At 34.9% G+C, this 13,609-nt stretch carries 12 protein-coding genes and 2 pseudogenes; 8 read left to right on the top strand and 6 right to left on the bottom strand.

Features of this window, described 5'->3' with window-relative positions; genetic code table 11:
- The 5 genes from VB691_RS23485 (at position 1) to VB691_RS23465 (ending at position 4,145) form a co-directional block, all read left to right on the top strand.
- A complete protein-coding gene (locus VB691_RS23485; protein ID WP_323293954.1) occupies positions 1–783 on the top strand; it encodes an SDR family NAD(P)-dependent oxidoreductase in 783 nt (260 codons plus the stop codon).
- Between the two features lie 66 nt (positions 784–849).
- Entirely contained in the window at positions 850–1,956 is a 1,107-nt protein-coding gene (locus VB691_RS23480; RefSeq protein ID WP_323293953.1) for an alkene reductase, read from the top strand.
- A gap of 40 nt (positions 1,957–1,996) precedes the next feature.
- The gene (locus tag VB691_RS23475; protein WP_323293952.1) at positions 1,997–2,605 is read left to right on the top strand and encodes a LysR family transcriptional regulator; all 609 of its coding nucleotides are present in this window, start codon (positions 1,997–1,999) and stop codon (positions 2,603–2,605) included.
- Complete coding sequence (locus tag VB691_RS23470) at positions 2,595–3,242, top strand: cupin domain-containing protein (protein ID WP_323293951.1); 648 nt, start codon at positions 2,595–2,597, stop codon at positions 3,240–3,242. Before VB691_RS23475 ends, VB691_RS23470 begins: the two co-directional genes overlap by 11 nt.
- Positions 3,243–3,350: 108 nt before the next feature.
- Positions 3,351–4,145 carry an SDR family oxidoreductase gene (locus VB691_RS23465; RefSeq protein WP_323293950.1) on the top strand — a complete coding sequence of 265 codons (795 nt, stop codon included), beginning with the start codon at positions 3,351–3,353 and terminating at the stop codon, positions 4,143–4,145.
- Positions 4,146–4,157: 12 nt separating this feature from the next.
- Here VB691_RS23465 and VB691_RS23460 read toward each other — a convergent pair whose 3' ends face one another.
- The 3 genes and pseudogenes from VB691_RS23460 to VB691_RS23450 all read right to left on the bottom strand — a co-directional run.
- The gene (locus VB691_RS23460; RefSeq protein ID WP_323293949.1) at positions 4,158–4,919 is read right to left on the bottom strand and encodes a class II aldolase/adducin family protein; all 762 of its coding nucleotides are present in this window, start codon (positions 4,917–4,919) and stop codon (positions 4,158–4,160) included.
- 174 nt (positions 4,920–5,093) lie between these two features.
- The gene (locus tag VB691_RS23455; protein WP_323293948.1) at positions 5,094–6,698 is read right to left on the bottom strand and encodes a glycosyltransferase family 39 protein; all 1,605 of its coding nucleotides are present in this window, start codon (positions 6,696–6,698) and stop codon (positions 5,094–5,096) included.
- A 204-nt stretch (positions 6,699–6,902) separates the two neighbouring features.
- A pseudogene (locus VB691_RS23450) lies at positions 6,903–7,101 on the bottom strand (IS66 family transposase); the annotation flags it as partial.
- A 315-nt stretch (positions 7,102–7,416) separates the two neighbouring features.
- Here VB691_RS23450 and VB691_RS23445 point away from each other — a divergent pair.
- The 3 genes from VB691_RS23445 to VB691_RS23435 are packed head-to-tail and all read left to right on the top strand — an operon-like array spanning position 7,417 to position 10,467.
- Positions 7,417–8,568, top strand: coding sequence for an aminotransferase class I/II-fold pyridoxal phosphate-dependent enzyme (locus VB691_RS23445; RefSeq protein WP_323293947.1), 1,152 nt, complete (start codon positions 7,417–7,419; stop codon positions 8,566–8,568).
- A gap of 40 nt (positions 8,569–8,608) precedes the next feature.
- A complete protein-coding gene (locus VB691_RS23440; protein WP_323293946.1) occupies positions 8,609–9,502 on the top strand; it encodes a dihydrodipicolinate synthase family protein in 894 nt (297 codons plus the stop codon).
- A gap of 32 nt (positions 9,503–9,534) precedes the next feature.
- Complete coding sequence (locus tag VB691_RS23435; protein ID WP_323293945.1) at positions 9,535–10,467, top strand: phytanoyl-CoA dioxygenase family protein; 933 nt, start codon at positions 9,535–9,537, stop codon at positions 10,465–10,467.
- Positions 10,468–10,586: 119 nt separating this feature from the next.
- Here the strand turns inward: VB691_RS23435 and VB691_RS23430 are convergent.
- From VB691_RS23430 to VB691_RS23420, 3 genes and pseudogenes are all read right to left on the bottom strand, one after another.
- Positions 10,587–11,186: pseudogene (locus VB691_RS23430) on the bottom strand (GtrA family protein); the annotation flags it as partial.
- Positions 11,176–11,367 carry a hypothetical protein gene (locus VB691_RS23425; protein ID WP_323293943.1) on the bottom strand — a complete coding sequence of 64 codons (192 nt, stop codon included), beginning with the start codon at positions 11,365–11,367 and terminating at the stop codon, positions 11,176–11,178. The pseudogene VB691_RS23430 and the gene VB691_RS23425, both read right to left, overlap by 11 nt.
- Positions 11,368–11,386: 19 nt before the next feature.
- Positions 11,387–13,009: a glycosyltransferase family 39 protein gene (locus VB691_RS23420; RefSeq protein WP_323293942.1), complete on the bottom strand. Its 1,623-nt coding sequence runs from the start codon at positions 13,007–13,009 to the stop codon at positions 11,387–11,389.
- Between the last annotated feature and the right edge of the window lie 600 nt (positions 13,010–13,609).

Raw genomic sequence — 13,609 nt, 5'->3', positions numbered from 1 at the left:
ATGCAACAGAAACAGTTTCTTTTTGATTTAACTGACAAAGTAGCTATTATCACAGGTGCTACCAGAGGAATTGGAAAAGCTCTGAGCTATGGATTATCCCGCGCTGGGGCTAAGATAGTCATAGTCAGTAGAAATTTGTATGAAGCAGAAACCAACGCTAAAATTATTCAAGATCTTGGTGGACAAGCAATTGCTATTCAAACTGATGTGACACAAACTCAAGATTGTCAGAACCTCATTAGTCAAGTCATTGCTCACTACAACCAACTCGACATTATGGTTTGTAACGCTGGTATCAATATTGTCAAACCAGCCTTAGAGCTTACAGACAATGAATGGGATGCTATTATTAATGTTAACTTAAAGGGATATTTTAACTGTGCTAAATTTGCCGCCCAACAGATGATTCAGCAAGGTCAAGGCGGTTCGATTATTATGAACTCCTCAATTGCCAGTGTTGTTGGAATGCCAAATTCTGTAGCCTATAGTGCGTCTAAAGGCGGTGTAAATCAGTTGGTGCGAACTCTAGCTCTAGAGTGGGCTGAATATAATATTCGTGTTAATGCGATCGCCCCTGGATGGATGGAACATACAATGAAAGGTTCAACAACTGAGTTGCTCGCTCTCGACATCAAACAAAAGCTGATCAAAACCTATATTCCCATGAACCGTCTAGGCAGATTAGAGGAGTTAATCGGCCCAACTGTGTTTCTTGCATCAGCAGCTTCTTCTTATATTACAGGAACTATACTTATGGTAGATGGAGGTGAAAGTAGTCAATAACTGTAAATTGGGGCTATTTTATCATAAATAATTACCATAAATCTAATTTTTATACTTTTTACTTTGATGAATAAGCATCTTTCAAATTTATTGAAACCGATCAAGCTCGGTGATTTGGAACTTCCCAATAGAATAGTGATGGCTCCCATGACTCGTAAGCGTGTAACAAAGGGAAATGTGCCTACTAAAATCAATGCTACTTACTACGCCCAACGAGCTAGTGCAGGATTGATTATTAGTGAAGCTACCCAGATTTCGCAACAGGGAACTGGAACTATTGCAACCCCCGGAATTTATACACCAGAACAGATAGCTGGTTGGCAGTTGGTTACAAAAGCTGTACACAATTGTGGCGGACGGATTTTTTTGCAATTGTGGCACGTTGGGAGATATTCTCACCCTTCACTACAAGCCCAAGGAAAATTACCCGTTGCACCTAGTGCCATAGCCCCTCAAATAGATAACCAAATTATGACACCAATAGGCTTACAAAACGTGGTTACACCTCGGGAGCTTTTAAGTGAAGAAATTCCCAACATTATTCAACAGTATCGCGAAGGATCTAAAAATGCTCAAAGAGCAGGTTTTGATGGTGTGGAAATTCACAGTGCTAATGGCTATCTGCTGGATCAATTTTTGCAAGATAATACTAACCATCGAACTGATCATTATGGCGGTTCGATTCAGAATCGTACTCGCTTACTGATGGAAGTTACTGAAGCAGTCACGGAAGTTTGGGGAGGGAATAGAGTTGGCGTTAGGCTATCGCCAAGCAGTACCTATGGTGATATGCACGACTCCAATCCAACTCTTTTATTTAACCATGTTGTAACCGAGTTAAATAAGTTTGAGTTAGCTTATGTCCATATTATAGAACCTAGAATCAAAGGATCACAGGATGATCCAGATGAACCAAAAGTAGAGTTAGGGGTTCGCTATTTTCGTCCCATGTACAAAGGTAAGTTGATTACAGCCGGTGGCTATACCTATGACACAGGAGAAGCTATACTAGCCAATGACATGGCAGATTTTGTCGCCTACGGTAGATTATTTATTGCTAATCCTGATTTACCACAGCGTTTTGCTCTAAATGCCCCACTTAATCAATATTACCGTGACACTTTTACTCAAGGAGATCATCATGGCTATATAGATTATCCATTCCTAGATTAGTGGTAACAATTTACTACCTTTTTGAATATCTCTTAAAATCATGTTGAAGTTTCAATTAGAATCTGATACGAAGATTTCCACTACAAAAACATTAACTCTTGGAACTTTAGGACCGAGTGGGAGTAGTAGTGACTATGTTGCTGATTATGTTACGAATCAATTTAAGACACAAAATTTAAGAATATTAGCCAAGTTATTTGAAAATTTTTTTCAAGTAAAAGAAGCCTTATTCAACAAACAGATAGACTGGGCTTTGGTTCCTCATGCCTATAACCAAATAAATGAGTTTTATATGGAGTCAGATTTTGATTTGAGCTTTATTTTTATCTACCCTACTCCTGTATATGGATTAGCCAAGAAAAAAGATAAGAATGTTACTTTAAAAGGGGCTACAATCATTAGTCATCCTGCCCCTTTACCCCTACTATCAAAGCTATTACCAGAGCCTTTAACTATTAATGATGTAAAGGTAGAATTATGTTCATCCACCAGTTTTGCGGCAATTCAAGTTAAACAAGAGTTAGCTGATTTCGCAATTACTAATGAAAATGCGGCTCTAGCTAATAATTTAGAATTTATTGCTATCTATGGCAATATTAAAATGAGTTGGTCAATTTTTTCAAGAAAACAAAAAGAAAATGAATTGTAAATTTTTTCCTCAAGCTCAAATCATTAAAGTAAGTTCAGATGTTGAATTAACAGCTTTTAACTGTTCAGATATTGTGGTTCAATTAGCTAAAATTGCACCTAATGCAGTTTTTCCTTTACATAAACACCCCGAAAGTCAAATTGGAATGTTATTTTCAGGACAATTAGAAATGAATATTAATGGAACAAAAACAATGATTGAACCTCTCCAACAGGTTTATATTGCTCAACCTAATATTTTACATGGTTCTCTTAATCCATTCTCAGAAATCGCGTTAGGGTTTGATGTAAAGCGGATTATTAAGGATCAATTTCAGTCTAAGCTTGAAAATGGGATCTTCCAACTTACTACAAATCAATATAAAAACACCAATTTTTCTTGTCAATCTCTGGCAGGTTCTTGGTTTGAAGTTCTGGTTACTCAAATTCAGCAGGGAGAAAAAATTCCTATACACAGTTCAGAAAAAGAACAAATAGGTATTATCATCAATGGAGAGTTAACAATGACTGTGGATAATCAAAAGCAATCTCTAAAATATGGAACAATCTATTATGTTCCTCCTCATCTTCCTTATAGTGGATATAATTCTTCTGATGAATTAGTTTCTTTGATTGAAATTTCAATAAATAAAGATTGAAATTTTAATAAATAATTAGAAGAATCTTTGCTTTACAATTGAAAATATATCTTAACCTTATTGTGTTGTGCTAGAACTTAAAAAGTTAGTTATCAAGGAACATTAATCATGGATCTAGGTTTAAAAGAAAAAGTTGCTTTAGTGACAGGCTCTAGTGCAGGTATTGGCTATGCTATTGCTGAAAAATTAGCTCTTGAAGGATGTCAATTAATTATCTGTGGTAGGAATCAAAAACGATTAGAAGAAGCCGAACAAAAATTAGCAAGATTTTCTGGCAAAATCCTCAAATTTGTTGCTGATATTCAGCAAGAACCAGACTCAAAATTGTTGGTTCAAGAATCTTTAAAACAATTAGGTAAAATTGATATTTTAATTAATAATTCAGAAGGAGCTAAATTTGATAACGAAGCCGTTGAAAATATCTCTAAAAACCAATGGAATGATGCTTTTTCCGGAAAACTAATGGGCTATATTCGCATGACGAATTTAGTTTTACCGACTATGAAGCAACAAAAATGGGGAAGGATTATTAATATTGTCGGAAGCTCTGGAAAGGAACCTTCTGCTCGTCTCATCAAATCAGGAGTCGCTAATGCTGGTTTAATAAATTTTACAAAAGCGGTAGCTACTCAAGTAGCACCTTGGAATATATTAGTTAATACTGTCAATCCCGGTTTGATTGACACTCCTAGACATCAAGAGTTTATTAATATGTTTGCTCAACAAGAAAATAAATCGGTTAATTATCTGGTGGAAAACATAAACAACTCTATTCCTCTTGGTCGTCGAGGGTCTCCTGATGAAGTCGCTAATTTAGTTGTATTTTTAGCTTCAGAATGTTCTAGCTATATTACCGGAGTGGCGATTTCGGTGGATGGTGGTGGATCTTCTTCTGCTTTTTAAGTTTATAAAATCTCACTGAAGTAAGTCTGATTCTTTTTTAAGAATCATATCATAAAGGGGTTGGAAATTAAACCAAGCCTCGTAATGCGTACCAAGCTGTTTACACGTTAACTGAGCAATTTCTGGCTCAATTAATTTCAATTTCCCCACAGATTCTGCTAACAATTGCACTTGACAACAACGCTCCATAATGATGAACCACCAAGCAGCTTCATCAACAGAGTGACCAACAGTAAGTAAACCATGATTTCGCAAAATGATCGCTTTTTTATTACCAAGAGCAACAGTAATTCGCTCACCCTCACTAATATCTTCTATTAAACCTGTGTAGTCTTTAAATAGAGCGTGGTCTTCGTAGAAAAGACAAGCTTCTTGAGTAATTGGTGCCAGAAGACGTTCAAATACAGACCAAGTTTTACCATAAGTTGAATGAACATGAACAGCAGATTCTACATCAGGTCTTTTAAGATGTATTTGAGAGTGAATAGCGAAAGCAGAAATATTTACAGGGTGGTTTCCTTCTAAAATTTCACCTTGATTATTCATTAAAACTAAATCGGAAACTTTGATATGACCAAAGTACATTCCGAAAGGATTAACCCAGAAACAATCATGAAATTCGGGATCACGAACGGTAATATGACCAGAAGCCCCCTCTTCAAATCCATAGTAAGCAAATAAGCGAAATGTAGCCGCTAAACGCTGTTTTCGATGGAGTCGTTCGTCTTCTATACATTCAAATTGAGGTGGTTGTATCAGATCAAGTGTAGTCATAAATAATATTTGGTAAAAGTCTCTGTCCTTGTTAGTGTGTTATTATACAATTCTTTTGGGTGGTGTAGCGAATTTGTGGGGGACTATTTCAAGAAGTCAGAAGTCAGCAATTCGACAAGCTCAGTGACCAGTCAGAAGTAACAATTAGTGGGAGATTGAAACTCGCATTTTATCTTATTTTTTTTTGAGTTGCCAGAAATTTATAGTTGGCACGATCAGCTTTTTAAAATAAGTTTCATCATTATCAATTTGAGTAATTAAAGTATTATTAAAATCAAAAAAGAAAATAGTTTTATACTCAGGAGGTATCTTTACTAAATGATTATGATGTATGGGTAATATCTTAACTTTTGATGGTAAAATCTGACTCAAATTTAAGATTGCTCCCAAATTAGAAACATGGTCATCACTCAGTAATAAAGGATGCTCATAATCTTTTACTATCTTTGCTATTTTTAGAGTATTTCTACCATTGATCTGTAACCACCAACTGTTAGTATTAAATAGAGCAAAGTCAGAAACCAAGCCAGCTATTATAAATAAACAAAGTATTAACTGAGATATCCTTTGGTTACATCTGTGTTCAGAAAAAACATGACAACATAAAATATAAACTAAGATAATTTGTAAACTTAAATAAAAAGGTAACTGATATCTAAAGTAAATAGAGCGAATTCCTCCCAATACTAAATCAGATAAAAACAAGAACAAGCAAGGAATTATACCTAATAAAAATATCAATAAATCTCTTTTGAGAAAAAGTCGATTTTTTACAAAAAAATATATAAAATAAGCAATTAATAGGAAACAGATTACTATTGTAACAATGCTATAGCTAAGAAGACTCTCAGATGCTAAATTGTAAATCCAAGCGGCATCAGAACCTAAGTTAACATCAAAAAAAATTCTTGTAGTCCGAGTCAATAAAATAGCGATTATAGTTAAAGGATTAGTGATGATTGTAACTGATGACCATGACGTTAGCCGTAACGCAGTATGAATATTATTACAAAAAATAATTAGCCAAGGTATAAACATTATAAAAGAAAATATTCCAGCCAATAAATAATTTTGTAAAGTTTTGTTCCAGAGAAAGCTTTGCTTTATCAACACATAAACACCTTGGGCAATGGCTACTAAAATGGCAAATAAATGGGTGTATAAGCCTAAGATTAAAGTTAGGCTATAAATACCCCAACTTAGAATAGTTTCCTTTCTCATGGCTCGTAATAAAGTAGCAGAAGATAGCAAAATTGTGACCATCCATAAGCCATATTGTCGTGCCTCTTGAGCAAAAAAAATTTCTAAAGGAGAAATTGCGATTAACCCCAGAGCAACCCATGCTACTATCGGGGAGTTAAATAACTCTATACAGAGCCAATAAACACAAGGGAATATCAACAGGCTGATCAACGCTGATAAACTTCTAATTTCTGTCGGAGAATCTCCAAATATTTGTACCCATAATCTAGCCATAACATAGTACAAAGGAGGATGTTGAGGATCAGAGGTGATTAAATAGTTCACCGTATCAGCTACCCCTCGCTCTGGATTAAGATGTTGATATTGCTCTAAAATTGTAATGGAGAAAGCCTGATCATGATTAGATATTTCTTGTTGTAATTCAGCTAAGGTATGACCAGAAATAGCCAGAGAGGTAAAGGCTTCATCATGCCAATAAATTTTTTTTCCTAGATGAGAAAAACGAAAGAAAATACCTAAAATCAATAAGCTGACTACAATAACTTTTAGCCAAGTTGGACTATCCTTTAAACGCATAATTCTTAACAAAATAAAAATAGCAAAAAGCTAGAATCTATCAATAGTACACAGCTAACTTCATTGAGAAAATCCAAGTCTTCTTGCTTTTTCCAGTGGGTTAACAAGCTTGATGTTTGCCACACACTAGGCATCTCCAAAAGTCCAGATTTTACCTCGATGCTACAAGGGTTTGAGGTTAATTTCTGGAGATGTCTACTGAAAATAAAGATGTCTATCTTTATCTTGTTGCCAAGTGCGATAATGACGAAAAGCCTCATCGATTAAATCCTTAAAGGCTTGACCTATGGCCTGATTATGTAAACCTGGAGTTTAGATCAATTTCTGGAAATGACGACGTAGACGTAGCTCAACATTTTTGTTACGCCCGAACAGCAGAACCATTATAAACACTCAAATCATCTTTGACAATTGGTTTAACTCGTCTGAATTGAGTGGCGACCCTGACTGACTCTGACTCATACCGTTAGTTTAGCTTAATTGCCCTTTTTGTCAATCCCTTACACCTGAATCCTTACGATCACGGGCGGTTGCTATACCTCATATTTTAATATAAAATCCGATTTTGTTACCCCCTTATGGGCTAAAATGGACGGATATCTAAAAAAGCTCATCTTCAGGATTTTAAGCCGATTTCATTTTAGTGGGTTTTCTTTAATTCTTGATGATTCTGGGGCTTTCCCCTCGCATTCAGATAAAAAATAAAGGTGATTTATTTATGACGATTCAAGATTTAACTCAACACGAAGTTCAAGGGCTTAAATACAAATACAATTTTTCTGATGCCCATACCCATCAGTCACAATCTGTTTCTCAAATGGAAATTATCAAAAAATTACCTGAATTATGGTTAGAATCTCAAGGAATTAAACAAGAAGAATTAAATCATAGATTTATTAAAACATTTTATCAATTAAGAGGCATTGAAACAGCTTTAGTTCCGAATAATATCATGCTTTATTATGCGGCTTCTATTGCTATTATTCATATAGCCAATTTTTGTCTTAAGAAGAAACTAAGTGTTAGTTTGATTGAACCTTGTTTTGATAATCTTTATGGAATTTTAATGAACTTGGAAATTCCTCTTTTTCCTTTTAATGAGAAATTGCTTCATGATCAAGAAAATATTTATGAAAATCTTAAAAATAATGTTAAAGGGGATGTTCTATTTCTGGTAGATCCTAATAATCCCACAGGTTTGACTTTACTGGGTAAAAAAAATCAACAAGCTTTTGAAAATGTAGTTCGGTTTTGTAAAGACTATGACAAAATTCTAGTTATCGATCATTGTTTTGCTAATTTTTTAATAAACGATGAAGATTTTGAACTATATGATACATATCAGATATTGAAAGAATCTGGTATTAAATATATGGCGATTGAAGATACAGGTAAGACTTGGCCTATTCAGGATGCTAAAATAGCTATGCTTAAAGTTAGCGAGGATCTTTATGAAGAAATGTATTCTATCTATACATCTTATATTTTAAATGTATCTCCTTTCATTCTCAATTTTCTAACAGAGTATCTTAAAGATTCTGGTAAAAATAACTTTGATTCAACAAGAAATCTTCTCAATACGAATAGAAAAAAACTCGAAGATATTTTTCAATGTACTATTTTGAAACCAATTAAACCGAGGGCAAAAGTAAGTGTAGCTTGGTGTCAAATTACAGATCCTCAACTCAATGGGACTCAACTACAACAAATTCTGAGAAAAGGAGGAGTTTATGTGTTACCTGGAGTTTACTTTTACTGGCATAATTCTACATGGGGAGACAAATATATCCGGATCGCCCTAGCTAGAGATTCTGACAATTTTTTGGAGGGGATGTTATTAATCACTCAAATTCTTGATCAGATTAGATAAAGCTTGCTTAAACAAACTTAATGAGGAGAAATAAGCTGAAATGAAATGGAATGGTGTGATGACAGCTATCACCACTGGTTTTAAAGAAGATCTAACCCTGGATAGAGAACAGATCGCCAAGCACGTTACTTGGCTAGTTGATCATGGATGTACGGGAATTGTGGCTAATGGAACTCTTGGAGAGGCCACATCTTTAACCCGTGAAGAAAAAATCCAAGTTCTGGAAATATGCTTGTCTCAAGTAGGTGATCGTGTGCCAGTTATTTCTGGTATTGGTGCAATGACCACAGCACAAGCCGTCACCCTAGCAGAAAAAGCGGCGAAGGTAGGTTGTAGTGCCTTGATGGTTTTACCGCCTTATCAATACAGCACAGACTGGTATGAGATGAAAGCTCATGTAGCTGCGGTGATAAGTGCAACCAAGCTACCTTGTATGTTATATAACGATCCTGTAGCTTATGGAACAGATTTTTTACCAGAAAACATTGCCCAATTAGCTCAAGAATATCCTAACCTTGTTGCTGTTAAAGAATCCACTACTGATGTCCGCAGAATTACGGCAATTAGGGCTTTAGTAGGAGAAAGGCTGTCTATTGTGGTGGGGATGGATGATGTTTTATTAGAAGGGATAACAGCAGGAGCAACCGCTTGGGTAGCTGGAACAGCTAATGCCTTACCTCAAGAAAGCGTAAATCTCTTTAATTATGCGATTCAAGGGCAATACGACCAAGCCTTTCAACTTTATAAATGGCTCATGCCTTTAATGCGACTTAACGCTGTCCCTAAATTTGTGCAAATGACCAAGCTCATGCAGAAGGTTGTGGGTTTGGGAAATACCTTTGTCAGACCTCCTCGTTTGGAACTTACAAAAACTGAATATCAGGCTGCCCTTAATATCATCAACACAGTCTTATCACAACGTCCATCTATTTAGATTATTTTAGATTATTGAAGGAGAAAACTTTTATGATTAACCAAATTAATGAGACTATCTTAACTCCAAGAGAGCCTCGAAAAATTCAGACTATCCGTCCTCTTTCCTCCACACAGATTGCACAATACCATACAGAAGGATTTGTGATGATCCCTAACTTTTTTGACCCTGAAGAACTAGAACCTTTACGTTTAGAATGCGACCAAGATCCTCATATCAAAGGATCACAAACATCCGTAATTGACGCTCAAGGGAGAACTTTTAAAGTAGCAACTTGGAATGATTTAGGCAATACGATGTTAGGGATAATCCCTAGAATGGCAAGGCTCATTGATGCAACAGAGGCTTTATTAGGTGAGGAATGTTATCATTGGCACTCTAAAATTATTAGAAAACAACCACAGAGTAATAGTGCCGTGGGCTTTCATCAAGATTATTGGTTTTGGTATCATGATGGCTGTCTATTTCCTAACTTACTCACTTGTACTATTGCTATTGATAAACAGACCCAGGAAAATGGTTGTCTCCAGATTGCCAAGAAATCCCATTTAATGGGTCGCCTTGACCATTTTCAGAGTGGTAATGATTATTGTACTGATCCAGAGCGAGTCGCAAAAATTCTCGCAAGACTAGAAAAGGTATATTGTGAGATGGAAATAGGCGATGCTCTATTTTTCCACAGTAATACATTACACTGGTCTGATGGTAACTTTTCAAATTTGCCTAGAACAGTTCTTCATTGTAGCTATAATGCTGTGTCAAACGCACCATTTTGGATAGAAGGGCAAGAACATCATCAATATTCTCCTATACAGAAGTTATCAGACTCCGTACTAAAGGAAGGAAGCTATGATTCAATCTTTGAAAAACATCAGTTTCATGTAGTTGAAACTGATGACAAGTCGGGTGTTAGTATATTCAGAAGACAGCACAATTTGACTTCTCACAAAGCTAGTTTAGAATAGTGGATTGACACAGCTAAAATGGGTCAATAGATTTTCAATTATTATCTCTAATTTGGTGGTCATTGCCCACCCTTCTAACCGAAGACCGCCTCCTGCCTTTTAACTCCTGCCTCCGTTAACTATTCATCTTCGGTAACACACCAATTGAATTTAAGATTCAGCGAGAAATTCCAAATGGTGACAATAGCGATCGCCATTAAATTTGCAATATATTCGGACTTAGGAATCATTTTAACATCAAATAAATTATAGAAAATATTTAATAATAAAACGTTTAAAATGCCACCAGTTAAACAGATCAAATAAAACTTGAAAAAACGTTTAATTTTTTTTCTGCAACCCTTTTCACGATCAGAAATATCTCCAAAAGTCCAAGCATCATTCCAGAAAAAGTTGTTAATAATAGCAACTCCTACAGCAATAATTTTACTGCGAGTAAGCCCCCAATTTAAAGTAGTAGGATCATGCAGTAAATATAAAACCGCCATATCGACAAAAATACCGCTAAAACCGACTAATCCAAAAGTCAGAAATCTCTTAACAGGCCAAAAAGAGAAACTTAAGGTCAATAAATGCTGAATATACTCCAAATATTGCTCCCGTGTCACTTTACTTTCTCCTGCTTGTCTTTCCTAAAAAAAATAACTCACTTCACCAATATGACTAATATCACCCCTAGCTAAAACTTCGATCAGAATTTTATATCCTTTAGGATTTAGCTATCCCATGAGATGAACAAGTATTGTACAACAATTTATGAAGTTTTCGCCATTCATAAAACTTAACTTCTTGTTGTTTTGTGGGATCAAGACAGAAGGTGATTCGTCTGGTAGTTAGCCCTTCGACTTCGCTCTGGGCTAACACCGAGCGTAGCCGAGGTGTTAGCATTTTCGACCACATTGAACTGCTCCCAAATCTGTTAAGTTGATTTCTTTTTGATCACCCAAAATCCAATACTTGGATCTATTAAAGTAAGGGAATAGCTTGTATCCTGTTGTAGTTGATGTAATAAATTGCTATCACGGTCAACAAAAAAAACATTACTATAGTTTAGGGGAAATGTTACTGGCTCATTTAGAGGTATTGTTAATAAATGAGCTTTTGAGTCTAAGCGACGACTTAAGGTTAGGCTTGCCCCGATACAAATATTACAGTTTTCACTAATTAGTAAAGGTTGCTCATTCTCATTCATAGTTTGAGCCATTTTAATGAAATAAGAACCCCTAACTTCTGTCCACCAACTCTGGGCATTAAAAAAAGTAACACTAGAGATCATTCCAGCTATAATAAACCCAGATAAAATTACAGCCCATAACCCTTTTGTTTTGCTATTTTCTCTAAAAATGTGGTAAGAACAAATATAAGCAACAGCAATTTGCAAACTGAGATATAAAGGTAATGTATAACGAGGATGAATGGCTAAACTTCCTCCAAAAAGAAGATCACAAATTAGTAAACAGAGAAATGGAATTGTGCCTAAGATCCCAACAAATAAAATTCCTTTACTATTATTTTTAGTCCAAAAATATAATAAATATAAAATAAAACAAAAACTTAACACTATCAGGATAATAGTAGAGACAATAGGTCCTTCTAAGGATATGTTTTTAATCAACCAATTGTCTGAAGCTAAATTAATGTCAAAAAATGTTCTGCTACCTCGAATAAAAAAAAGAGCTATGCGTTCGAAAGGGTTATTGATAATACTTTCTGACCAAAGTAGATTAAGTTGTAAAGCCGTGTGAATATTATTAATTAAGATGATCAGCCAGGGCAAAAAGAATAAAAAAGCCCCTATTCCAGCTAATAAATAATTCCGTAAAGTTTTGAGATTACGAAATTGCGGATTAACCAAGATATAAACGCCTTGAGCAATGGCAACTAAAATCATAAATAAATGGGTGTATAAGCCCAAAGTTAAAGTTAGGCTATAAATCCCCCAACTTAGAATAGTTTCCTTTCTCATGGCTCGTAATAAACTGGCGGAAGATAGCAAAATTATGACCATCCATAAACCATATTGTCGTGCCTCTTGAGCAAAAAAAATTTCTAACGGAGAAATTGCAATTAACCCCAGAGCAACCCATGCTACTATCGGGGAGTTAAATAACTCTATACAGAGCCAATAAACACAAGGGAATATCAACAGGCTGATCAACGCTGATAAACTTCTAATTTCTGTCGGAGAATCTCCAAATATTTGTACCCATAATCTAGCCATAACATAGTATAAAGGAGGATGTTGAGGATCAGAGGTGATTAAATAGTTCATCGTATCAGCTATTCCTCGCTCTGGATTAAGATGTTGATATTGATCCAACGTTGTAATGGGAATAACACTCTCATGATTAAATACTTCCTCCTTGACTTCAGCTAAGGTGTGACCAGAAATAGCTAGAGAAGTAAAAGTTTCATCAAACCAATAAATTTTTTGTCCTAGATGAGAAAAACGAAAGAAAATACCTAAAATTAATAAGCTGACTACAATAATTTTTAACCAAGTTGAGGGATATTTTTGGGCTAATATAGTTGAATTATTCATTAATGATACTTTTCCTTTTTACTTAATTAGGGTTTGCTGAAAAAATTATAATTCTTGGTTTAGATAGGTATTAGATTTAGATAAATAAACTAAGTTTTACAATAATATAACTAAAATTTAGTAATACTCTATTTTTTTCCAAAATGATTGTTGTTTATGTTATGACTTTCTAAAGTATCTTCTTAAAAAATAGTTATTTCCAGATTATCGTAATTAATTTTGTCCTCGACTATTATGAAAATTTTGACCACTTACCTTAATTTCAAGTTATTATAGCATAATATCCCATAAGCATAATAAATATATCAATTTTACCCAATATTCTTCCATACTTCACCCCTAAGTTTAGCTTCCTTCACTAGCTTACTTTACCCCTTTTGTTTTTGTCAATCCTGAAATTTGTTCAGCTTTTTTTCCTTGATTAAATCATTATCCCTCTTTCATCACTCTGGGGGAAGACCAGATAGAAGTTAAACTCTGTACCTCTTTCTGGGTAAACTTTCCGGCGATCGCTAACCAATAGAAATCAAAAATTTTACTTTTTATTAGAACCCACATTCCGCACTTCAAAAAAGTAGTATGAAATACTACAGTTATCTC

Source organism: Crocosphaera sp. XPORK-15E (genome assembly GCF_034931425.1).
Lineage (GTDB): Bacteria > Cyanobacteriota > Cyanobacteriia > Cyanobacteriales > Microcystaceae > UHCC-0190.
This window is presented reverse-complemented; position numbering and strand designations above follow the sequence as displayed.